26 protein-coding genes and 1 pseudogene are annotated in these 20,917 nt (G+C 35.4%); 2 read left to right on the top strand and 25 right to left on the bottom strand.

Annotation, left to right across the window (positions count from 1 at the left end; translation table 11 throughout):
* Nucleotides 1-31 precede the first annotated feature (31 nt).
* From B9N66_RS01105 to B9N66_RS01080, 6 genes are all read right to left on the bottom strand, one after another.
* Nucleotides 32-670, bottom strand: coding sequence for an HAD family hydrolase (locus B9N66_RS01105; RefSeq protein WP_087579536.1), 639 nt, complete (start codon nucleotides 668-670; stop codon nucleotides 32-34).
* 74 nt (nucleotides 671-744) lie between these two features.
* The gene (locus B9N66_RS01100) at nucleotides 745-1,761 is read right to left on the bottom strand and encodes an OmpA family protein (protein WP_087579535.1); all 1,017 of its coding nucleotides are present in this window, start codon (nucleotides 1,759-1,761) and stop codon (nucleotides 745-747) included.
* A 153-nt stretch (nucleotides 1,762-1,914) separates the two neighbouring features.
* Nucleotides 1,915-2,304, bottom strand: coding sequence for a 30S ribosomal protein S9 (gene rpsI / locus B9N66_RS01095; RefSeq protein WP_087579534.1), 390 nt, complete (start codon nucleotides 2,302-2,304; stop codon nucleotides 1,915-1,917).
* 2 nt (nucleotides 2,305-2,306) lie between these two features.
* Nucleotides 2,307-2,735 (bottom strand): 50S ribosomal protein L13, encoded by a 429-nt coding sequence (gene rplM / locus B9N66_RS01090; RefSeq protein WP_002939292.1) that lies wholly within the window; start codon nucleotides 2,733-2,735, stop codon nucleotides 2,307-2,309.
* 80 nt (nucleotides 2,736-2,815) lie between these two features.
* A complete protein-coding gene (locus B9N66_RS01085) occupies nucleotides 2,816-5,635 on the bottom strand; it encodes a RecB-like helicase (protein ID WP_087579533.1) in 2,820 nt (939 codons plus the stop codon).
* Nucleotides 5,632-7,977 carry a PD-(D/E)XK nuclease family protein gene (locus tag B9N66_RS01080; protein ID WP_087579532.1) on the bottom strand — a complete coding sequence of 782 codons (2,346 nt, stop codon included), beginning with the start codon at nucleotides 7,975-7,977 and terminating at the stop codon, nucleotides 5,632-5,634. The genes B9N66_RS01085 and B9N66_RS01080 overlap by 4 nt, the downstream gene beginning before the upstream one ends.
* A 150-nt stretch (nucleotides 7,978-8,127) precedes the next feature.
* Here B9N66_RS01080 and B9N66_RS01075 point away from each other — a divergent pair, with 150 nt between their 5' ends.
* Nucleotides 8,128-8,715, top strand: a complete 588-nt coding sequence (locus B9N66_RS01075) for a flavin reductase (RefSeq protein WP_087579531.1) — start codon at nucleotides 8,128-8,130, stop codon at nucleotides 8,713-8,715.
* Between the two features lie 123 nt (nucleotides 8,716-8,838).
* On the opposite strand, the gene B9N66_RS01070 is transcribed toward B9N66_RS01075, so the two are convergent.
* The 15 genes and pseudogenes from B9N66_RS01070 to B9N66_RS01005 all read right to left on the bottom strand — a co-directional run bounded on the left by B9N66_RS01070 (nucleotide 8,839) and on the right by B9N66_RS01005 (nucleotide 18,457).
* Nucleotides 8,839-9,309, bottom strand: a complete 471-nt coding sequence (locus B9N66_RS01070) for a FixH family protein (RefSeq protein WP_087579530.1) — start codon at nucleotides 9,307-9,309, stop codon at nucleotides 8,839-8,841.
* The gene (locus B9N66_RS01065) at nucleotides 9,302-9,871 is read right to left on the bottom strand and encodes a hypothetical protein (RefSeq protein ID WP_087579529.1); all 570 of its coding nucleotides are present in this window, start codon (nucleotides 9,869-9,871) and stop codon (nucleotides 9,302-9,304) included. The genes B9N66_RS01070 and B9N66_RS01065 overlap by 8 nt, the downstream gene beginning before the upstream one ends.
* A 106-nt stretch (nucleotides 9,872-9,977) precedes the next feature.
* Nucleotides 9,978-10,190, bottom strand: a complete 213-nt coding sequence (locus tag B9N66_RS01060; protein WP_021090794.1) for a DUF4006 family protein — start codon at nucleotides 10,188-10,190, stop codon at nucleotides 9,978-9,980.
* Nucleotides 10,190-11,053 carry a cbb3-type cytochrome c oxidase N-terminal domain-containing protein gene (locus B9N66_RS01055; RefSeq protein WP_087579528.1) on the bottom strand — a complete coding sequence of 288 codons (864 nt, stop codon included), beginning with the start codon at nucleotides 11,051-11,053 and terminating at the stop codon, nucleotides 10,190-10,192. The genes B9N66_RS01060 and B9N66_RS01055 overlap by 1 nt, the downstream gene beginning before the upstream one ends.
* A complete protein-coding gene (locus B9N66_RS01050; RefSeq protein ID WP_021090915.1) occupies nucleotides 11,041-11,250 on the bottom strand; it encodes a cytochrome c oxidase, cbb3-type, CcoQ subunit in 210 nt (69 codons plus the stop codon). Before B9N66_RS01050 ends, B9N66_RS01055 begins: the two co-directional genes overlap by 13 nt.
* Nucleotides 11,251-11,259: 9 nt before the next feature.
* The gene (gene ccoO / locus B9N66_RS01045) at nucleotides 11,260-11,925 is read right to left on the bottom strand and encodes a cytochrome-c oxidase, cbb3-type subunit II (protein ID WP_087579527.1); all 666 of its coding nucleotides are present in this window, start codon (nucleotides 11,923-11,925) and stop codon (nucleotides 11,260-11,262) included.
* Nucleotides 11,925-13,412: a cytochrome-c oxidase, cbb3-type subunit I gene (ccoN, locus tag B9N66_RS01040; RefSeq protein ID WP_087579526.1), complete on the bottom strand. Its 1,488-nt coding sequence runs from the start codon at nucleotides 13,410-13,412 to the stop codon at nucleotides 11,925-11,927. The genes ccoO and ccoN overlap by 1 nt, the downstream gene beginning before the upstream one ends.
* A 92-nt stretch (nucleotides 13,413-13,504) precedes the next feature.
* Nucleotides 13,505-14,188 (bottom strand): response regulator transcription factor, encoded by a 684-nt coding sequence (locus tag B9N66_RS01035; protein ID WP_021090989.1) that lies wholly within the window; start codon nucleotides 14,186-14,188, stop codon nucleotides 13,505-13,507.
* An 80-nt stretch (nucleotides 14,189-14,268) separates the two neighbouring features.
* On the bottom strand, nucleotides 14,269-14,934 hold the full coding sequence (locus tag B9N66_RS01030; RefSeq protein ID WP_257639737.1) for a sulfite exporter TauE/SafE family protein: 666 nt from the start codon (nucleotides 14,932-14,934) through the stop codon (nucleotides 14,269-14,271).
* 1 nt (nucleotide 14,935) lies between these two features.
* Nucleotides 14,936-16,054 (bottom strand): glutamine-hydrolyzing carbamoyl-phosphate synthase small subunit, encoded by a 1,119-nt coding sequence (carA, locus tag B9N66_RS01025; RefSeq protein WP_087579525.1) that lies wholly within the window; start codon nucleotides 16,052-16,054, stop codon nucleotides 14,936-14,938.
* Entirely contained in the window at nucleotides 16,054-16,605 is a 552-nt protein-coding gene (locus tag B9N66_RS01020) for a DUF507 family protein (RefSeq protein ID WP_087579524.1), read from the bottom strand. Before B9N66_RS01020 ends, carA begins: the two co-directional genes overlap by 1 nt.
* A 49-nt stretch (nucleotides 16,606-16,654) precedes the next feature.
* Complete coding sequence (locus B9N66_RS01015) at nucleotides 16,655-17,095, bottom strand: isoleucyl-tRNA synthetase (protein ID WP_087579523.1); 441 nt, start codon at nucleotides 17,093-17,095, stop codon at nucleotides 16,655-16,657.
* A 163-nt stretch (nucleotides 17,096-17,258) separates the two neighbouring features.
* Nucleotides 17,259-17,393, bottom strand: a pseudogene (locus B9N66_RS09820) (hypothetical protein); the annotation flags it as partial.
* Entirely contained in the window at nucleotides 17,383-18,186 is an 804-nt protein-coding gene (locus B9N66_RS01010) for a DNA-methyltransferase (protein WP_257639735.1), read from the bottom strand. The gene B9N66_RS01010 and the pseudogene B9N66_RS09820, both read right to left, overlap by 11 nt.
* Nucleotides 18,179-18,457, bottom strand: coding sequence for a DpnII family type II restriction endonuclease (locus B9N66_RS01005; RefSeq protein WP_374057412.1), 279 nt, complete (start codon nucleotides 18,455-18,457; stop codon nucleotides 18,179-18,181). The genes B9N66_RS01010 and B9N66_RS01005 overlap by 8 nt, the downstream gene beginning before the upstream one ends.
* A 45-nt stretch (nucleotides 18,458-18,502) precedes the next feature.
* On the opposite strand from B9N66_RS01005, the gene B9N66_RS01000 reads away from it, so the two are divergent.
* Nucleotides 18,503-18,850 carry a DpnII family type II restriction endonuclease gene (locus tag B9N66_RS01000; RefSeq protein WP_087579520.1) on the top strand — a complete coding sequence of 116 codons (348 nt, stop codon included), beginning with the start codon at nucleotides 18,503-18,505 and terminating at the stop codon, nucleotides 18,848-18,850.
* Here the strand turns inward: B9N66_RS01000 and B9N66_RS00995 are convergent.
* The 4 genes from B9N66_RS00995 to B9N66_RS00980 all read right to left on the bottom strand — a co-directional run.
* Nucleotides 18,806-18,967 (bottom strand): type II restriction endonuclease, encoded by a 162-nt coding sequence (locus tag B9N66_RS00995; RefSeq protein ID WP_257639757.1) that lies wholly within the window; start codon nucleotides 18,965-18,967, stop codon nucleotides 18,806-18,808. The genes B9N66_RS01000 and B9N66_RS00995 overlap by 45 nt on opposite strands.
* 26 nt (nucleotides 18,968-18,993) lie before the next feature.
* Nucleotides 18,994-19,191, bottom strand: coding sequence for a DpnD/PcfM family protein (locus B9N66_RS00990; protein WP_087579518.1), 198 nt, complete (start codon nucleotides 19,189-19,191; stop codon nucleotides 18,994-18,996).
* Entirely contained in the window at nucleotides 19,191-19,904 is a 714-nt protein-coding gene (locus B9N66_RS00985; protein WP_087579517.1) for a hypothetical protein, read from the bottom strand. The genes B9N66_RS00990 and B9N66_RS00985 overlap by 1 nt, the downstream gene beginning before the upstream one ends.
* Nucleotides 19,901-20,917, bottom strand: a 1,017-nt coding sequence (locus B9N66_RS00980) for an ATP-binding protein (RefSeq protein ID WP_445082232.1), incomplete at its 5' end; no start/stop codon positions are given. The genes B9N66_RS00985 and B9N66_RS00980, both read right to left, overlap by 4 nt.

The raw sequence follows: 20,917 nt of genomic DNA, 5'->3' as shown, positions 1-20,917 counted from the left end.
AAAGTATAAGTAGTTTAGGAGTATTAGATTATTAAACCTCTTTTATAAAGCCAACGGCTTCAAATGGGTTTGAGAAAATATGTTTACTAAATTTCTCCAAATCACTCTTTTGACCATATCCACAAGTTAGACCCACGCCTGTAATAAAAGCGGCTTGTGCAGCCATTAGATCCATAATGGTATCACCTACCATAAATGCATTATTTTTATCTTTATTAAGTCTATTTAGAGCCAAATTTATAGGCTCTGGATTTGGTTTTGGATTAGTAACATCGTCTCTTCCAATAACAGTTTTTATATATTTCATAACCCCTAAATGCTCAAGCAAGATAATAGAAAATGTTGAAGTTTTCGTAGTAACTATACCAACATCAGCAAAGCTACTTGCCTCCTTCAATGCTTCATTTGCATAATCTAAAAGTACCGTCTCATCAAGATAAATTTTTTCGTAGCAAGCTTTATACTCTTTTATATAGCTATCAATTGAATTTTTGCTTGCACCAAGTCTTTCAAACATTATTTCAAGCGGATGACCAACCAAAGACTTTAATACATTATGGTCTGGCTCTTTTTTACCATGGGATAAGAAAGCTCTATCAAATCCTTTTAAAATAGCAGAAGTTGAATCAATAAGCGTACCGTCCAAATCAAAAAGTATGGTTTTTTTCATCATTTTCTCCGTAGAAATAAAAAAGGGCCTAGCCGAAGCTAAGCCCCAAAAAGAAGTAACTTTAAATAATAAGATTATTTATTGAAAGTAGCTTCAACGCGTCTATTTTGAGCGCGGCCTTCTTTAGTTTTGTTTGTAGCAATTGGTTTAAGCTCACCGTAGCCAACTGTTGAAATTTTATCCTCACTTACACCATAGCCAGCAAGAACATCAGCTACAGCTTTTGCTCTTTTTTCAGATAGTTTTTGGTTATAAGCTTCTGCACCTACGCTATCAGTGTGACCAGCAAGTACAACTTTATAATCTGGGTGTTCGCCCATGAAGTCAGCTACTTTTTTGATCTCAGCTGCATATTTTGGTCCGACTTTGTAGCTATCAAATGCAAAGTTAACATCTAGATCTCTAAGAACGATAACTTTCTCGCATCCTCTTTCATCAACAACTACGCCAGCTGGAGTGTTAGGGCATTGATCTATATCATTTGGCACGCCATCATTATCATCATCAAGAACTGGAGTTGCTGCTGGAGCTGCTGCTGCAACTGGAGCTGCTGCCACAACCGGAGCTGCTTTTGAGTCAAGACCGATACCAAAGCCTAGTGAATAGAATAGGTTATGATCAGCATGTTCAAATTTGATAGCGTCTCTTGCTTCTGCTTTAAGAGCAAATCTATCAGTTACTTGATATCTTAAGCCAAAACCATATTGGCCAAAACCGCCATCTTCATTTTTAACAAAAATAGCTGGAACATCTTCATAACCAGCACCAACTAAGCCATATAGACTAACTGGTCCAAAATCAACTATATCTTTTACAAGATTTGCATGATATCTAAGAACTCTTCCTTCTCTTGTTAAGCTACCTGTTTTTTCTTTTGCTTTTTGAGTGTAATCAACACCAAGCTCTACTTGATCAAAGAAAAAATCTTCAAGATTTCTAGCAGCTCTAACACCAACGAAGTTATGGTCTTTTACACGTAAATTTCCCTCTGGGTGAACACCACCAATAGTTGGAGTAACTTCATAATTATATGCTGCGTTAGACGCAAAAACCGCTGTTGCGGCAACCATAGCTAAAGCAATCTTTTTCATATTTAGAATTCCTTTCTTAGGATTTATTTTAAAGTGGTTACATTTTAACTGAATAAAATTTAACCGACTCTAAATCATAATTTAATTAACAATGTAAATTTGAAATTTACACAACTTAAATTTTGCAAATGCAAAAGCACTTGCAAAAATTCATTAACGTTTAGAAAATTGTGGGCTTCTTCTTGCCTTTCTTCTACCAAATTTCTTACGTTCAACAACACGAGAATCTCTAGTTAACAAGCCTTTTGGTTTAAGTGCTGCTCTAAAATCAGCATCCATATCAGCTAAAGCACGTGAAATACCGTGTCTCAAAGCCTCTGCTTGTGCTGAATAACCACCACCTAAAGTTGTAGCTACTACATCTATTAAACTCTCTTGTTTAGTAACTAGAAGTGGCTGAATTACTTTAAGCTTTATAGCTTCATGTCCACCAAGCCAAGTATTAAGATCCATACCATTTACTACGATTTTACCGCTTCCAGCTTTTACCCAAACCTTTGCTACGGCAGTTTTTCTTTTACCAGTTGCATAAACTTTTGCCATAATTATTTTCCTTCTTTTTTAGCTATTTGTGCCGTATGAGGATGCTCACTGCCAGCATAAACTTTTAGTTTTTTTATCATCTCTCTTCCAAGTTTAGTTTTTGGAAGCATTCCACGAACAGCTAATTTAAATAGTTTTTCTGGCTTATTTGCTATCAAATCGCCAAATTTTTCACTCTTTACGCTACCAAAATATCCTGAGTGTCTGTGATAAAGTTTATCTTCAGCTTTGTTATTACCAGTAAATTCTACTTTTGAAGCATTTATGATGATAACATAGTCGCCACAATCTACGTTTGGCGTGAAGCATGGTTTGTTTTTGCCACGAAGTATAGTTGCTACCTCAGTTAGCAATCTACCAAAACGTTTACCAGCTGCATCAACAACGATCCAGTCTCGTTTAACTTCGTTTGGCTTTGTTATTTTTGTCATTTTCTTACCTTTGCCAAGTTAATTTTTGAGTTGTGATTGTATTTAAACAATGCTTTAATAAAGCTTAAATTAAGTAGCATTTAAACTTCAATATATGAAATTTTGCCTTCAAGTGCATAGAAAATGACAGCGATTATACTATGTTTTTCATAAAATTTAGCAAGCGCATCTTTATACTCTTTTACTTGTTTTTTGTTCTCTTCTATATTTTTATCTGTCGTTTTATAATCAATCACGCAAATTTCACGCTCATTAAAGCAAAAAAGGTCCATCTGTTTTAGCTCATTTTTCACTTTAAACGGCTGCTCTTTGTAAATTTCTTTGCCTTTTATGCACTCTAGAAATTTTGGCTCATTTATTAGCATTTTTGCCCGTTTAAAGGCATCTTCAAGCCTATCAGGTGAGAGAAATTTATAAAATTTATTTAGCATTAAACTCTTAGCTTTTAAAAGCGAATTTCCATCAAATTTCTCACTCATCTCAAGCAAATAGTGAAACGCTAAGCCAAAATAGATTGCCTCTAAATTTTTACCGCTCGTTTTTTGCTCTCTTGCCTCTACGTCTTGCCTTTCTATCTTTAAAATTTCAGGCATTTTTTCATCTTTTTTTGCCTCTTTTTGCTCACTCTTGCTAGGTAAAATTTTACCAAAACTAAACTCTTTTAAATCAAGATAGTCGTTTACTTCGCTTTTATCGCTTCTAGTATAAAAAGAAAAAAAGCTAGGACTATTTCCACTTGGAGCAGCTTGTTTAATAATGATAAGCGACTTTGTAGCCCTAGTGAAAGCGACGTAAATTTTATTGATATTTTCTTGTTTCTCAAGCTCTTTTATTTGCTCTAACACGCCAGCATACTCAGGGTCAAAATTTTCTCTACCAGAAATTCTACTTTTTACTATCCACTCGCCTTTTTCGTTATATTCTGCTATAAAGTTTGAGTCATCGCCTCTGCCCTTACTCATCATATCACAAACTATCACGTGAGCAAACTCGAGCCCTTTTGACTTATGAACAGTCATTATTTTTACGCCATCAGCATTTTTAGGGCTGATTTTAGAACTAAAATTTTCAAGATTAAAGATAAAATCACCTAAATTTTTATAGCCATTGCTTAGCTCAAAAAGCCTTAGAATATCAACATCAGCCATATTTATATATAAATTTTTAGCTAAATAAAATAGGCTTTTTGTCGCACTATCTTCAGCTTTTATTTTTAGCCTTTTAGGATTTGTATTTACAAGTGCTTTTACATTTTTTTCATAAATTTCTTCACTAAAAAGACAAAATTTTGCATACTCGATGATCGCTGCAACAAACGGCGTTCGCTTTAGCTCCAAGGTGCCTTCATTTACGCTTTTTATCCCCTCACTGCTAAGCACCTCTGAGATGAGGCTGATGTCGCTATTTTTCCAGCAAAGCACAGTTATCTCACTTACATTTACGCCAGCAGCAAGTAGCTCTTTTACTTGTGAAACTGCCGCACCCGCGATATCCTCGTCACTTAGCACACGCAAGTAGCCATAGTCATCTTCCTCGGCTTCAAAATAAGGACACTCGCCACTTACTTTGTAGTTTAGCTCCTTATCTTTTTTAGCTGGCTCTTGTGGCTCAAAGCTAAGCCCATATCTATGATAAATTTCTTCAAAAATAGCGTTATTAAATTTCACCAAAGCCTTTAAACTGCGGTAGTTGCTTGGTAAATTTTCTATATCTATCTGACTAAAATCCTCCCCAAGCTTGTCAAAAAGCTCTTTTTTCCCACCTCTAAATTTATAGATACTTTGCTTTGTATCGCCCACATAAAAGAAGCTTCCAAGCCCATTTTGACCATATCCAGATACGATCTCAGCGATGAGCGGCAAGATGATCTCATATTGGATCACATTTGTATCTTGGAACTCATCTATCAAAAGGTGATTTATGCGGCCATCAAGCCTGAAATAAAGCACATCTTTATCAAAATTTTCAACCAAAAGCTTAAAGACCAGCTTATTTATATCAGCAAAACTTAAAGCATTTATCTCTTTATTTAGCTCTAAATTTGAGTATTTATAAACGTTTAAGAGCTTGCTAAAACCGCTAAGTCTGTATCTTTCGACCTCCAAAATATACTCTTTTGCCGCCTCTTTTAGCTCGTTAAAGAGCCTATCAAGCTCACTTGTATAAATTTTACTAAGAGTGCGGTAATCTAGGCTCTCTCTTTCAAAGACCTTGTTTTTAAAAAGCTCAAACAAACTTTGCTCACTAAATGTCTTTTTGGCCGTATCACTAGCACCATTTTGCAAGGCTATATACTCATTTATCGCCCTTTGCGCCGCCCTTACCTTACTATCATCTGGATAGCCTGCACCACTATCTTTTAGCTCACCGCCAAAACTCTCATAAAATTTAGCCAAAGTCTGTGAGAAACTCGCCTCTTTTTGGCTTGAGATGATCATCATGAGTGCAAGCTCACTAAGAAGCTTTTGATCTTTGCTTGCCTCTTTTACAAATTTCTTCCACGCCAGATCTTGCAGACTATCTTGCACACTGTAATCAGGACTAAGCCCTAAATTTTGACTAAATTTCTTTAGGATTCCAGAGAAAAATGCATCAAATGTATAAATTTTTAGCTCACTTTGCAAAAACCTATCAAGCTTCTCATCGCGTCTTTTTATGACCTCATCTTGGCTCAAACTAAGCTCTTTGCAAAGCTTATCAAGCTCGTCTTTTTTGTTTTGCAAGTCCAAAAAAGTTGCGATTATGCGCTCTTTCATCTCATTGGCCGCTTTTTTGGTAAAGGTTAGAGCGATGATCTCGTTTATATTTTCGCCTCTAAGCACCAAAGCGATATAACGAACGCTTAAAGCGAATGTTTTCCCGCTTCCAGCACTTGCTTTTAGGGCTAAAAAATCTTTCATAACTCTCTCCTACAAAGTATGACATACTCGCAAAATTTACAAGCTCCGCTCTTTCTTTCAAAATTTATCTTAGTGTTATTTATGCTCTTTAGATTTTCTATCTCAGCCTTTAGATCATCCACGCTTTTTTTAGAGCTGATAAGCACAGGCTCATTCTTTAGAGCAAAATAAGCACTTTTTACCTCGCTACCATAAAGTGCTTCATAAAATGCAAGCTGAAGCGAGTTCGCATTTGCCTCACCAGTTTTATAATCAAGTATAAAAGGCTCACCATCAGGGCTAGCATCGATCCTATCGATAATGCCTTTTATCTTTACATCACAAAAACTGCTCTCTATGTCTTTTTCGCACTCAAGCACTCTAAAGCCAGCACTTAAACGTTCATTTTCAAACTCTGCGTATTCTTTAAATTTCTGCGACCAAATCTCAAGCTCAAGCGAAGAAAAATCTTGCTTTGCAAGTATTTCTTTAAAAATAGCCAAATCAAATATATTTTTTTGTCTATAAAATTCACTCGTGTAGTATTCATAAAGCGCCTTATGCACGCTATTTCCTTGCTTAGATCCTGGCTCAGTTGCTATGGCTTTTGCTCCTTTTATACCAGCTATCTTTGCGTAATAATACTTTCTTGGGCAAGTTAGAAATAAATTTAGTGTCGAAAATGATAGCGGTCTAGTGAAAAAATCATGCTCCAAAATGATCTCATCATCGCTTAAATTTAGGCTTGTATTTCCTTTTAAAAATAATTTTAAATATGCCTCGTCACTAAATTTCTCATCTTTTATTGTTTTGAAATTTTTTAAAAATCTCGAAGGAATACTCTCTTCGTTTAAAACACAGCTTATGGCGACCTTTTTGGCATTGTTTATAAGGCTTTCATAGTAAAATCTCTGCAAATTTTCACGCTCAAGGTAGCTTATAAGCCCTGCCTTTTGCCTCACTTTTGAGTTTAAAAACATCTCATTTGTGCTTCTTGCTGGGATGAAGTTATCATTAAAGTCAACTATGATCACGCCATCAAATTTCATTCCACGACTCTCTAGCATGCCCATGACACTGATCTTTCCACCACCCACATCATCGATGCTAAGGCGCGAGATATTTAGCAAGAAAATTTCACTTAACTGCTTTAAGCTAAAGCTAAAATACCTACATAAATTCTCAATCCTAAAAAGCTCAAGCGCGAGCTTCTCTTCGCATCTTGGCTCATTTTCAAGAGTTAAAAGCTCATCTATTAGCCCTTTAAATTTAGCAAAATCGCAAAGATCAAAATAGCTTGATTTAAATTTATTAAAAAGCTCTTCGCTTACGCCAAGTGTGTTCAAGATAAAACCAAGCTCCTCGTAGCTCTCACACTTACTTTGATCAAAAACTGGCTTTATCTCTTCGTTTATCGCTCTTGTAATGTAAAAAAACGTCTCATAAAATTTTGTATTTTTAAAGCTCTCGCCCATAGCATAGTTAAAAATTTTATTGCTATCATGAAGCCTTAAAATTTCACTAAAACTCTCATCTGGCAATATGACAGCGATGTTTTCAGGCTTTATTCCATCACGCACAAACTCGCTCGCCTTTGCCATAGCGTAGGCACATTGCAGGCTTCTAGTGGCAAACCGCTTTTCTAAGACTGGCTCAAATTTTTTGATATTTTCTAAGCAAATTAGCTCATTTGTCTTTAAATTTAGCTCATATTTTTTGTAATTTTCAATCTCGTTAATAGCTGAAATTTGCCTTATTTTATTGATTAGCTTTGTGTTGAAAACACTAGTTTGAAAGATAATTTTTAGCGTAGTTAGCTTTGAGATTTTCTCTAAAATTTCCCACTCAAATTCGCTTAAAATTCCATCTATGTGTAGTGAAATTTCACTAAAGCTTCTGATATAGCCTTCATTAATGGAGTAAATTTTTGGCAAGGTTATATCATCGTAGAGATTTTCTCTATCAAGCAATCTCTCATACTCTTTTAAAACCTCTTCAAGTATGTTTAAATGCTCCTCAAAGTTAGCGTAAATATCGTTAAATTTGATCTCAGCAATACTCTTTTTACTAATAGCTAGCTCTTTAAAAAATGAAAAAAGATAGTCATTATTTTTCAAAAATTCAAAAAACTCAGTTGGAATTTTAAGAACCGAGTTTGCCTTTTTGACACTGGCACAGGCTCTATTCATAAGCACCAAAGCATAGGTGCTATCAATCTCAAACCTACCATCTACATAAACTATCTTTTTATAAAACTCGGCGATACTTAGGCTTTTTGGGATTAGCTCATCATTAAAACTTGCATTAAATTCACGAATCTTACGAGAGTTCGTAAATACAAAAAGTTGATTTAGGTTATGCATTTTTCTCTCTTAAATTTTTAAGCAATGATAGCTAAATGCTGATAAAAGAGCGCTTTTTACGCTTAGGTAAAGCTTTAAATTTTTATCTAAATACATTAAAATTTTAAGCCTTAAAGAGCCAAAAGCTACAATCATAAAAAAGGAGTAAAAATGCATAAAGAGTTAAACAGACAAGGTTTTTACTACGGCTTTCCGGTTTTGCTGGCTACCACAAAAGATAAAAACACAAACGATGATATCACGGTGCTTTCATCTTCTTGGACGTTAGGAAATACAGTGGTGCTTGGCATAGGCATTGAAAATCAAGGCTTTAAAAATATCAAAAATGGTTCAGATATCACGCTAAATTTATGTGATGAGGGTCTGTTAGAAGCTGTGCAAAAAATGGAAAAACTAACTGGCGATAGTAACGTGCCAGAAGAAAAAAAGAATCTTGGCTACATCTACGAGCACGACAAATTTAAGGTGGCAAATCTCAACAAAGAGCCTGGCATAAATGCAAAAACCGTCAGGATAAAAGAGTGTAAGATACAGATAGAAACGGCTGTAGAAAAGATAGAGTTAAAAGAGTGGTTTAGCATCGTTACTTGTAAGATTACAGGCATTTTTGTAGATGAAAATTTGCTAAAAGATGAAAAGATAGATACGCAAAAATGGCATCCATTAATCTATAAATTTAAAGAATATGTCGGCACTTGCGAGCGTTTGGGATTAAATTTTGGATTTAAAGAGATTTGATTTATAGCTTTATTTGATAAGAACTTAGCAACTTGGTTTTAGTTTTAGCCAAAAAGATTAGTTTGTTAAAATTTAAATCTAGCTTTGAAATCTTTCCCAGATACCAAAGCTACGATTTTAAGATCATTTTGTGACATTAAGATCAAATTTATAATACCTTGTATCATTAGTGTCACTTAGCCTTAAAAGTAGCTGCCACCTGCCTTCTTTTAGGCTTGTTTCTTCACTTACTAGATCATTTTCATGCCATGAAGCTCTTAAAATTTTATTTTCTTTATTTGTCTGTGGGCGAGTGAGTAAAATTTCATATTTTAAAGCTGAAATTTCTCCTTTTTTAGGAGTTAGATGAAATTTAAACTTGGCATTTAGGGTATTAAAATTTGGCTCAAATTTTAGATCAAATTTCTCATCAAAGCGTTTTTCACTCTCTTTGATAAAGGTTATATTTTCATCGACATTTTGGTAGCTTTGCATATAGGAGCTATCCATCTCGACTGGATGTTTCAGTGCTATAATGATCGTTACTGCACAAGCGATAATGATAGCAATAAAGCTAAGTACGATAGTATAAGGCCAAAAGGTTTTTTTATCCATTTTTTACCTTTTTATAAAAGACAACAATTACAAAAAATACAACCAAACCATAGATGAAAAATCTTAAAAAATTTAACGTAGTTTTGTTTGAATTTCCAACACTACTTTCAAGCTGAAAATTTAAGCTAGATGCGATTTGCTCGGCAATATCAGCGTAACCATTTAATATAGCAGCGTTATAGACATCTTTGCCATTTTTAGAAACCAAAATAGGAATTATCGTTCCTGATTCTGGATTTACACTTAAAATTTGTTCTTTATTAAAAAGTTTTGAAGTATTAGCATCGGCAAAAATTTCTACTTTCTTTTTATCCTTTATAAGCAGTAAAAAAGCATAAGGTGAGCTAAGGTTTTGCTCTTTAAAAAGAGCTTCTAGCTCACCATCTTTATATACGCCAACTACTAAATTTATACCGCTTTTTGCGTAAAGCTCACTGCCGATCTCATTTAGCTTTGCACTTACTTTTTGGCTTAGAATTTCATCATTATTTATCACAAAATTTGCTCCCAAAGCCAAACTTTGCGAGAGCAAAAATATAAAAATGAGTATAAATTTTCTCACACCTAGCCTACAAAAAGGTGGTTTGATGTAAGCACTGACCACGCACAAATAGCTCCTGCAACAACTATCAGCAAGATTATGGCTTTTTCTATTATGCCTAGCATCGCTACTCCTTTATAATGACGTGTTTAGCGTTATCAACGCTCTTCATCTCAATGCTACTTGCATCTTTTAATGAGTAAGGCTTGGTTGCTACATCTTTTTGCAAGCCAATACCAATATAAGTAAGTACGCCAAGGATAGATAGCAAAAGCAAAACTGCCACCAAATAACCGCTAATACCATTTAAAGCAAAGATATTTCTATTTTTATTTTCCATTATTCGCCCTTTGATAGCGATATGACATATTCGCCAACTGCTTTTTGTTGTATCTCGTTTAATCTGCCATCATTAAATTTAGGCATAACACCGATATTGCCGTTTTTACCACGATTTAGTACATCTACGATGAACTCACTTGAACCATATTTACTAAGATCAGCCGACATACCATCCATGCCCTTGCCATCATCTCCGTGACAAGCTGCACAAGCTGCGTAAAGCTCTTTTCCCATAGCTACTAAATTTTCATTTTTTGTACTTTTTATAGCACTTATCTCTTTTGCAACATAAGCTGCGATAGCCTTTGCTCCATTAGCATCAGCTAGCCCAGCTGGCATCTCACCCATAGGATAATCAAGCCCCTTTGAGCCATTTAGTATCGTATCAATTATTCCTTGTTCGCTACCCCAAATTTGTAAATTTGCAGCTTTACCACCAATGCCATCGCCTGTGATACCATGACATGCTGAGCATTGCACCAAAAATACGCTCTCTCCCATAGCATGAAGTGTTTCTTTGCTTGGGTTTGCATACTCTTTTTCAAATTTAGCGTTTGCCTCTTTTACTTCTTTATTATATTCACCGATTTGTGAGTAAGAATTTAGTGGATAACCAAGTAAGTAATACCAGATCGCCCAAACAAGAGTTAGTAAAAAAACTACCGCCCAACCAAATGGAACTGGATTTTTATACTCGCCTATCCCATCCCAGTTGTGCTCGCTAAGCTCTACGCTTTCATCTTTTTTAACTTTCATTTGACCAACATACTTGCCAGCTACAACGACAGTTAGTACGATAATTAAGATGGCACCTATTAACGCAAGTAAATTTATATTATCTTCTAAATTTAGCCATTGCATACGCTCTCCTTTGTAGCCTTTTGCTCTAAAATTTTACTACCGATCTCATCATCTAGGGCTAATCTTGAATACTTCTCATAATTTCTTCTACCTTGCTTTTCACTTTTATAAAGATGAAAAAAATAAGCATACAAAGTGATAGCTAAAAATGCTGTCAAAATAAAATAGCCATAAGCTTGAAGTTCTCTAATGTCCATTACTAACTCCTATTTTAGGCTATTTAGATAGGCGATAAGTGCCACGATCTGACGAATTTCACCCTTTGCAAAAGCACTTTTTACTTGCTCGTCTTTCATACTTTCAACGATACTTGCAGCCTGCTCTTTCACGTTAGCATTTGCTTGCTCAAAAGTACCAAGAGCTGGCATATCTTTCTCATCATAAGGCGTATTAAAGACCTTTTTAACAGTTAGTGCTTCAGCGTAAGCAGTCTCTATGTCAGCATTTTTCTTAAATAAAAATGGATATGCCGGCATGATCGAACCTGGCACAACAGAGGCTGGGTTTAACATATGATTTTCATGCCAATCTGTCGTTCTATAATTACCCACACGCATAAGATCTGGGCCAGTTCTTTTTGAACCCCAAAGATGCGGACGATCATAAGCAAATTCGCCACTTAGCGAGTACATGCCGTATCTATCAGTCTCTGCTTTAAACGGACGTATCATCTGTGAGTGACAAGTGTTGCAACCATTTTGTATATATATTTTTTTTCCAGCAAGCTCTAAAACCGTATAAGGCTTTGTGCCCTCAAGTGGCCTAGCTCTATTTGCAAAGTCAGGTAAAATTTCTACCACACCAGCATAAGCTATGACGATAAAGACGCAAACTGCAAAAAAGAATGGATTTTTTTCTAACCAAGCAAACATCACATCACCTCCGCATTGGCTTTAGCACCGCCCATAGGCGTTGCACTTTTTGGCTCTGCCAAAATAGCTTTAGCAGAAGTTGATTTGTAGATATTGTAAGCAAACATCAAAAAGCCAATCAAATACAAAAGCCCACCAATAGCTCTAATGTAATAATAAGGTATAAGTACTACAACAGTATCAATAAATGAGTAGAGTAAATTTCCATAGCTATCAGTTGCTCTCCACATCATGCCTTGCGTAATACCAGCAATCCACATAGAAGCAAAGTATAAAACGATACCTGTTGTTTGTATCCAAAATTGAGCTTCCATTAAGGATTTTGAATAAATTTCGCGCTTAAAGACACGTGGTGTCATATGATAAAGTGCTGCCATAGTCATAAAACCAACCCAGCCAAGTGCACCATCATGTACGTGTCCTGGCACCCAGTCAGTATAGTGAGCTAGTGCATTTACAGATTTGATAGCCAAGATAGGGCCTTCAAGAGTTGAAAACATATAAAAAGTTGAAGCTAAAATCATAAATTTAATAAGCGGGCTCTCGCGAAGTTGTGTCCATTCGCCTTTCATTGTAAGAAGCATATTAATAGCTGAGCCCCAAGAAGGCAAAATCAAAACAATAGAAAAAACTGAACCCATAGTCTGCATCCAATCAGGCACAGCAGTATATATTAGGTGGTGACCGCCAGCCCAAAGATAGATAAACATAAGGCCCCAGAATGAAAATAACGAAAGCTTATAAGAAAATATTGGCTGTCCGCTCTCTTTTGGCAAGAAATAATAAATTTGGGCGATGATCGCTACTGTAAATACAAACGCAACTGCGTTGTGACCGTACCACCACTGAACCAAAGCATCATTAGAGCCAGCATACATCGAAACTGAGTGTAGCCATGAGCCATATCCACTAACTAGCCTTGTTGGAATTTCCATGTTATTAAATAGATAAAGCATAGCAACGCCAAGAAATGTAGCAATGTAATACCAAACCGAGATGTAAAGTGTTTTCTCACGGCGAATACCAATAAGTCCAAATATACTTATGCCCCAAAGCACCCAGACTACTACTACTGCAATATCTAGTGGCCACTCAAGCTCGGCATACTCCTTAGATGTACTCTCGCCCATAAAAAGCGTCACAACAGCTAGAATCATAACAAATATATAAAGCCAAAAATGAAGCTTACCAATGAACATCAAAAACGGAGATTCGCTCATTGATACTTTTAGAACACGCTGTCCTATGTAATACCAAGTGGCAAATATACCAGAGAGCATAAAACCAAAAATGATACCGTTAGTATGAAGAGGACGCAATCTACCAAATGCCGAATACTCACCAGCTATATAGTTTAGATCAGGACAGGCAAGCTGGAAAGCCACCAAAACACCAATAGCCATGCCAACAATACCAAAAAATATCGTGGAGAACATAAAGAGTTTTACCACACTATAATCATAATGTAGCAACTGGGATGGTCGCATAAATTTTCCTCCTAGTTAAATTTATATTAATTTTCGGTTATTTTAGAGTAGAAAAACTATAAAAAGACTTAATTAATATAAATTCTCTTTTACTAGGAGAGTCTTCTATCTATTTTGTAACCAAGTCCAGGAACATTTTTTATAAAATTACTACCGACTTTATCTCTGACACGCTTAACGAAGGTCCTAATAGCAGCCTCTGTCACGCTCTCGCCAACCCAAACAACATTTTTTATTTCATCGTGAAGTACAAGCGTACCAAGTCTTTTTATGAGTAAAGATATAAATGCAAGCTCTTTTTTTGTAAGAGAAATTTCAACACCATCTCTAATAAGCACACGTTTTATTTTATTAAAACTATATCCATTTGTAACCTGAATAATATTTGCTGTTTCTATCTTATTTTTAGCAACATTTTCTAACGTAACCAAAAAATCATCAAGATCAATCGGCTTTAAAACGTATTTATCAATACCAACATCTATCGCCTTTAGAAGTGTTTCTTTTTCACTATTTGTACTAAAAACTATAATAGGTGTATCTTTTGAAATTTCTTTAATGCTTTTAGCCATATCAAGGCCATTCATTATAGGCATAAAAACGTCTGTTATAACCATATTTGGATTATATTTTTTAAATTTCTTAAGTCCTTCATCGCCATTTTGAGCAGTGATAACTTTTTCGAATTTATCTCGCATAACTTCTTGTACTATTTTTTTACCATCTCCCTCATTTTCAACGATAAGAACGGTTAGATTATTAAGAATCTTGCTCATTTATTCTTCCTTTTTGGTTATATTTATCAAACATCATAAATTTTGACGCAATTAACAATTATCTTTCTTACTTTACTATCTTAGGCATTTGCTCTATATCCTAAAAATGATAGATAAATTCCATTTATTATCATTATGCTAGCCGAAATCTTAAACATTATGTCTTTAAATTTTTCATTTAAAATCCCAAATACAAAGCTAGCTAAAAGCATGGCTGGCAATGTACAAAGACCAAATACAAGCATTATAAAAGCCGAATCAATAAAATTTGCACTTAAAATCCCAAGTGCCAAAAAATAATAAACCACACCACAAGGCAAAAAGCCATTTAAAAAACCAAGTAATAAAAAATTTGCTAAATTTTTCTTTTGAATCCTTGTTTTTGCAATTCTTACTACAAAATTAAGCGCCTTTTGATTCTCTACAAATTTTAAAAGCTCACCCCTAAAAAGTAAGGTAATGCCGATAAACGCGATCACTAAGCCAACTATGAAAAATATAAGACCTCTTGCCTGCATGCTAAAGCTAATAACAACTCCAAAGGCGCCAAACAAAGCTCCTAAAACTACATAAGCAAAAATTCTAGCTAGACTATAAAGTGTGCTTAGCATTAAAATTTCTATTTTATTCTTACCTTTAAAAAATAGAGTCTGCAAGCTCAAAAATCCGCTGCACATACCTACACAATGACTAAAGCTGCTTAAAAATGCAACTGAGACAATCATGTAAAGGTTTATGTTTTGCATCTTATAAAATTTCTAAAAACTGCTTAAATATATATTTACTCTCGCTTGGACCACCACTTGCTTCTGGGTGGTGCTGAACTGAAAAGATCGGATAGTCTTTGTATCTCACACCCTCGATCGTGTTGTCAAATAAATTTCTATGAGTCACAACAGCTACTTCTGCGATACTCTCAGGTACGTTGTAGTTGTGATTTTGTGTTGTTATCTCGATCGCTTTTGTCTCTAAATTTAGCACTGGGTGATTTGCTCCGTGCTGACCAAATTTAAGCTTATATGTCTCGTACCCAAAGGCGTTTGAGAGTAACTGATGTCCAAGGCAAATGCCAAATATAGGTATCTTAGCCTCAATCATCTTTTTGATCTCGCCTATTTCAGCCTTTAAATTTTTTGGCTCACCAGGACCATTTGATAAAAACACCCCATTTATCTCGCCATTTTTAAATTTTTCTATCAAAATTTCAGCCTTAGTGTCGTGTGGCACTACGATGACTTCAAGACCAGTTTCACATAGCTCGTTTAGGATATTTCTCTTTACACCAAAGTCAAAAACAGCTATCTTTTTACCAATACTTTTTAGCGGCTTATATGACTTTAAATTTCTATCCCAAGCGCCTTTTTTGTGCTCATATTCATCCATCGCACTAACTGTTTTTACGTAGTTTATATTTTCGATACGCCCGCTACTTTCAAGCCTACGTTTTAGCTCGTCTTTATCACTTATCTGCGTTGAGATATAAGCCATAAGCGCACCCTCGTCACGTAGCATCTTTGTAAGGTATCTAGTATCAACGTCATAAACACCAAATTTACCTTGCTCTTCGAAAAATTTTCCCAAAGATTTTTGCGAGCGGTAATTTGACGGAGTCTCGTTATAGCTTCTCATTATAACGCCACTTGCATGAATTCTAAGACTCTCCATATCATCTTCATTTATGCCTACTATACCTATTTCTGGCATCGTAAAGACGATAAACTGACCAGCATAGCTTGGATCGCTCATGATCTCTTCATAGCCAGTCATCGAGGTATTAAAAACGAGCTCGCCTGCACACTCACCATGAGCACCAAAAGCTTTTGCTTCTAAAAAAACACCATTTTCAATATAAATGTAAGCTTTCATTAAAGCATACCTCTTTTTTTAAGCTCATCTTGATACAAACGCTCAAAGACAAGATCATATTCATCAGTTCCTGGGATTAGCTTATGTTTATAATTTTGTATCATTTCATAAACATCATCTTCTATCTTCTCATAGCTTTTTAAGTACTCGTCTATTGAGTTATAAATCACATTTTTTACGCGATTTTCAGATACATTATAATCAACAAAGCCGCTCTTCCAAATAGCTTCAAGCACTTTGTGAGCGATATTACTAAATCTATCTTCGTGGGTTAAAATTACATCAAATTCACCTGCGAGCTTCTTTTTAACGAGCCAAAACATATTTTTGCGGTCAATTTGCATAGTTTGCATCTCATCTTCATTTTTCTCCAAAAGCTCATTTACTCGCTCATCTAAAGCTCTTTCTTTTTGAATATCGACTGTTAAAATTTCACTTGTTTTTGCTACGATTGGCTCAATACCTTTATTTAGTCTTACGAAACCACAATTTAGAAGATCTATTGCTATTTTATGTGAAATATACGGAACGTGTGGGAGTTTTAAACGCATTTTAAACCTTTAAATTTTTATGCCATTTTAACTAAATAAAGGTAAAACTTTACTTTGAAATTTTAACGACTTTATTATTATCGCTTCTTAAAAAATAAATTTCTCTTCGTCCTTCATAAAGTATCTTTCCATCAGTCTTTTGCTCATTTTCTAAATTTGATGAGATATCTAAAGATAGCGATTTACTCATAAAATAATTCTCTCCTAAAGTGCGTCCAAAGTCAGGATACCAACTAAAAGCACAAACTATCAGCAAAACTAAATAAAAAGCTCTAAAAATTTTTCTAAAAGGCGCGTAAAAAAAGCAATACCCAAATATAAAAAATATAGGCAAAAGCCATAGGAAAGGCACGTTATCAACAAAAACAACATTAAAATACTCGCTTATGCCATAGTAAGAAAAGTAGTTGTTGTAAATTCCAACAAATAGTGTAAAAATAGGAGCAAGGGCAAATATAATACCCGTAAAAAAAGCATTTAAAATTTTCATAATCTCTCCTTTTGAGTGAGATTATATTAAACATAAGCTTTAATATTACTAGATTGATGAAAGCTAGACTAAAATTCAAAGCAAAATGCCATACATAGACATCTACTGCTTCTAGCAATACTTTAAAAACAGTTTAGCTATAAGCTAAACTGCCTTAAATTTATTATTTTTTAGATAAATACTCTTGCAAGCTTTTTACTTCAAGTGCTTTGCCAGTTAGAACTGCACTTAGCGACTTAGCAGCAGCAAGTGCTGCACGGATCGTTGTAAAGTAAGGTATCTTGAATCTAACCAAATTTTAAGCTGTCGAGCAACTTTATATCACTAAATTTATCTCTAAATTTTATAAAATTTGCTTCTAGCTCAGCCTTTCGCTTAAGTGCTATATCCATAAATTCCTGCTCTTTTTCGATACCAACAAAATTTCTACCTAGTAAATTTGCAGCTATGCCAGTTGTTGCTGAGCCTGCAAAAGGATCACAAATGATGCTATTTTCGTTACTTGCCATCAAGATAAGCCTTATCAAAAGTGAAAGTGGCTTTTGCGTAGGATGCTTACCGCATGCTTTCTCCCAAGGAGCAATCGCAGCAAAACTCCACACATCTTTCATCTGTTTATCTCCATTTATCCGCTTCATAAGCTCATAGTTAAAGATGTGCTTATGTTTCTCATCTTTTCTAGCCCAAATAACCTGTTCAGTGCTATGTGTTAGATACCTGCAGCTAAAATTTGGCGGAGGATTGGTCTTTTGCCACGTAATGATGTTTAAAATTTTATAATCAAGCTTTTGAAGCGCTCTACCTATAGAAAAGATGTTGTGATACGTCCCACTTATCATCACGCTACCGTTATTACTAAGTGCGTTTTTAGCGAGTTTGAGCCATTGTAGGTTAAATTCGTCGATCTCATCGATATTTGTGCCCTCATCCCACTTGCCTTTATTTACGCTAACTATCTGCCCGCTTTGGATGCTAAGTCCGCCATTTGAAAGAAAATATGGTGGATCCGCAAAGATAAGATCAAACTCACCTTTAAATTTAGCCAATTCACTGAAGCAGTCACCATTTATGAGTCTGAAATCATTACGCATTTTTAAGCTCATTTATAAAAAGGTGCAAATTTGCAAGGTTATAAATCCTTACACTCTTATAGGCCTCTTGCAACTTATTTCTAGCATCGTGCCAACCCCAGCCATCAGTGATCCAGATAAATTTATACTCTGACAAAGGGGAGATCCTTTTGGCTATTTCGATGTAAGCTCTTGCTACTTCGTTTAATTTCGAGCCACCGCCACTATAAAAATTTGCTTCGATTAGATAAGTGATATTTTGTATGCGAGTCGAAAAATCAAATATCTTCACATCACTACCTAAATTTAATGAAAAATTTGAGCTTGATACTTCAGCTTGAAAGCAGATAGTTTCACGCTTTTTAAAGAATATCGAAGCTGTTTTGAGGTGCTAAATTTACTAATTGCCGTTCGAGAAAGTAGTAGAAAAGTTGTGAGTTCAAGTGGCAGTTTACTTGAGTTAAAGAGTTATTTTGATGAGCCAGAGAAAATTTACAACTTTCTTTTAGAGACTGGACTTGATGAAATTTTCAAGGATAGAAAAATTAAAAATTTATGTGATTATGTGTTTGGCGTAGAGGTTGGACTTGACACAAATGCCAGAAAAAACCGCAGTGGAACAAATTTTGCGAATTTAATCTCAGAAAGGTTTCACTCTGAAAATATCTGTTTTCAAATCTTTTGAACCAAGTAAGGAATTTAAAGCATTAAGTTTGGTAGCGACCTCTGCAAGGTTTTTAGAACATTTTTTAAAATCACAAAAGTAGCCGAGCGTAGCATTTGTCTCTTTTAAACTTGCCATAAATTCATCAAAAGGAGTTATATTATTCATTTTTTACCTTGATTGTTTGGCTTACTTATGGGCAAGATATTAAATTTCACCTCAGTAAAATCATCAGCTCCAAGCACGATCTCGCTCTTTTCATAAGCCTTTTTGGCGATCTTACATGCCTCATGCTGATCTTTTGCTTTAAACTTTATCTTTTTACTTAAAATTTCAGTTATCTCAACTTCAAATTCTTTCATTAAATTCCCATTTTAATAAATGCTTGCTCACTCTCTCTTTCAAGCTGCCTTGATATATCTTCGTAACTAGCAAATTTTACCTTTTGAGCTATCTGCTCGTAGATACTAGCCTTCAAAACGCTTTCATACTCTCTTTGCCTCTTTTTGTCTGCGACTATAAACATCCTAGCATTAAAGTCTTGAAGCTCAAAAAATTTGTTTAGTGAATTTTTAAAGTCTGTACTATGTTCAACTTCGTAAAATGAGTTTGGTAAATTTCTTTCGTTAAACCATATCGCATCTATTGTTTTTGCTCTTTTAACGATATCTTCATAACTAAATTTATATATCTTACTCAAGCTCACAAGCTCGCAAAGTTTCTTATTTGATTTATAAATTTTGTTCTTATCTTGAGCTGGAATGAATGTTTGAAAATGTCTTAAATTTCCTATCTCAACGATAACGCCTTGAAAATAAGAATGTGTAAATTTCTCATTTTGCTCACTCTTGCTATCACCTGTTTTGGCTAAATTTTTATCCTTAAACTCACAAAGTCCCCAAAGTCCGGTTCTGATCTTATAAAATTCTTTATTAGTCTGCACTATCCGTCTTATACTAGCAAATGGAGTTTTACTACCCCAAGCGCTAACATCAGTTTTATGATAAAGATCAAAAAGCGTTGCCATGCCACCAAGGCTAGCTAACGCTTCTACTACGCACTCTTTTTGGCTCATTTCTCGCTTAGATACTCTTGCAAGCTTTTTACTTCAAGTGCTTTGCCAGTTAGAACTGCACTTAGCGACTTAGCAGCAGCAAGTGCTGCGCGGATCGTTGTAAAGTAAGGAATTTTAAATCTAAGCACGTTTTGACGGATCTTTTTGCCATCATCCACGCTTGATTTTGTATCGCTTGTATTTATAACAAGTGCGATGTCGCCGTTTTTTAGCCTATCTTCGACGTTTGGTCTGCCTTCGCTTATCTTATAGACAAACTCAGCCTCAACGCCAGCTTCGCTTAAAATTTTATGCGTGCCGCCAGTTGCGATGATGCTAAAGCCAAGCGCTATTAGCTCTCTTGCAAGATCAGGCGCGTAAGATTTATCAGCGTCAGCTAGCGTTAAAAATACCCTGCCTTTGCTTGGCAAAGTGTTGCTTGCAGCGATCTGGCTCTTTGCAAATGAGCTTGCAAAATCGTGGCTTATACCCATAACCTCACCCGTACTCTTCATCTCAGGACCAAGGATGAGATCGGCGCCGCTTAGCTTATTAAACGGCAACACGCACTCTTTTACGCAAATATGCGAGCTAACACGAGGTTTTAGGATATCGCCATCTTCATAAACAACCTTGTAATCATCATAAAATTTAAGAGCCTCACGTAAATTTCCCTGCCACATAACTCTTGTCGCCACCTTTGCCATAGGCACGCCAGTAGCCTTACTCACGAACGGCACGGTTCTACTCGCGCGAGGATTTACCTCGATCATATAAAGCTCGTTTTCATAGATAGCAAACTGGATATTCATAAGGCCGACAACGCCTAAATTTAGAGCAATATCTCTGGTTTGCTTCTCCACTTTTTTTATCATTTCTGCGCTTAAGCTCATCGGTGGCAATATGCAAGCTGAGTCGCCAGAGTGAATTCCAGCCTCTTCAATGTGCTCCATTATCGCACCTATATAGACCTCTTTGCCGTCACATATCGCGTCCACGTCGAGCTCTTTTGCGTCTTGTAAAAATTTATCAAG

The organism is Campylobacter concisus (assembly GCF_002165775.1).
Taxonomy (GTDB): Bacteria; Campylobacterota; Campylobacteria; order Campylobacterales; family Campylobacteraceae; genus Campylobacter_A; species Campylobacter_A concisus_E.
The sequence above is the reverse complement of the archived record's forward strand: the minus strand, read 5'-3'. Positions and strand labels throughout refer to the sequence as shown.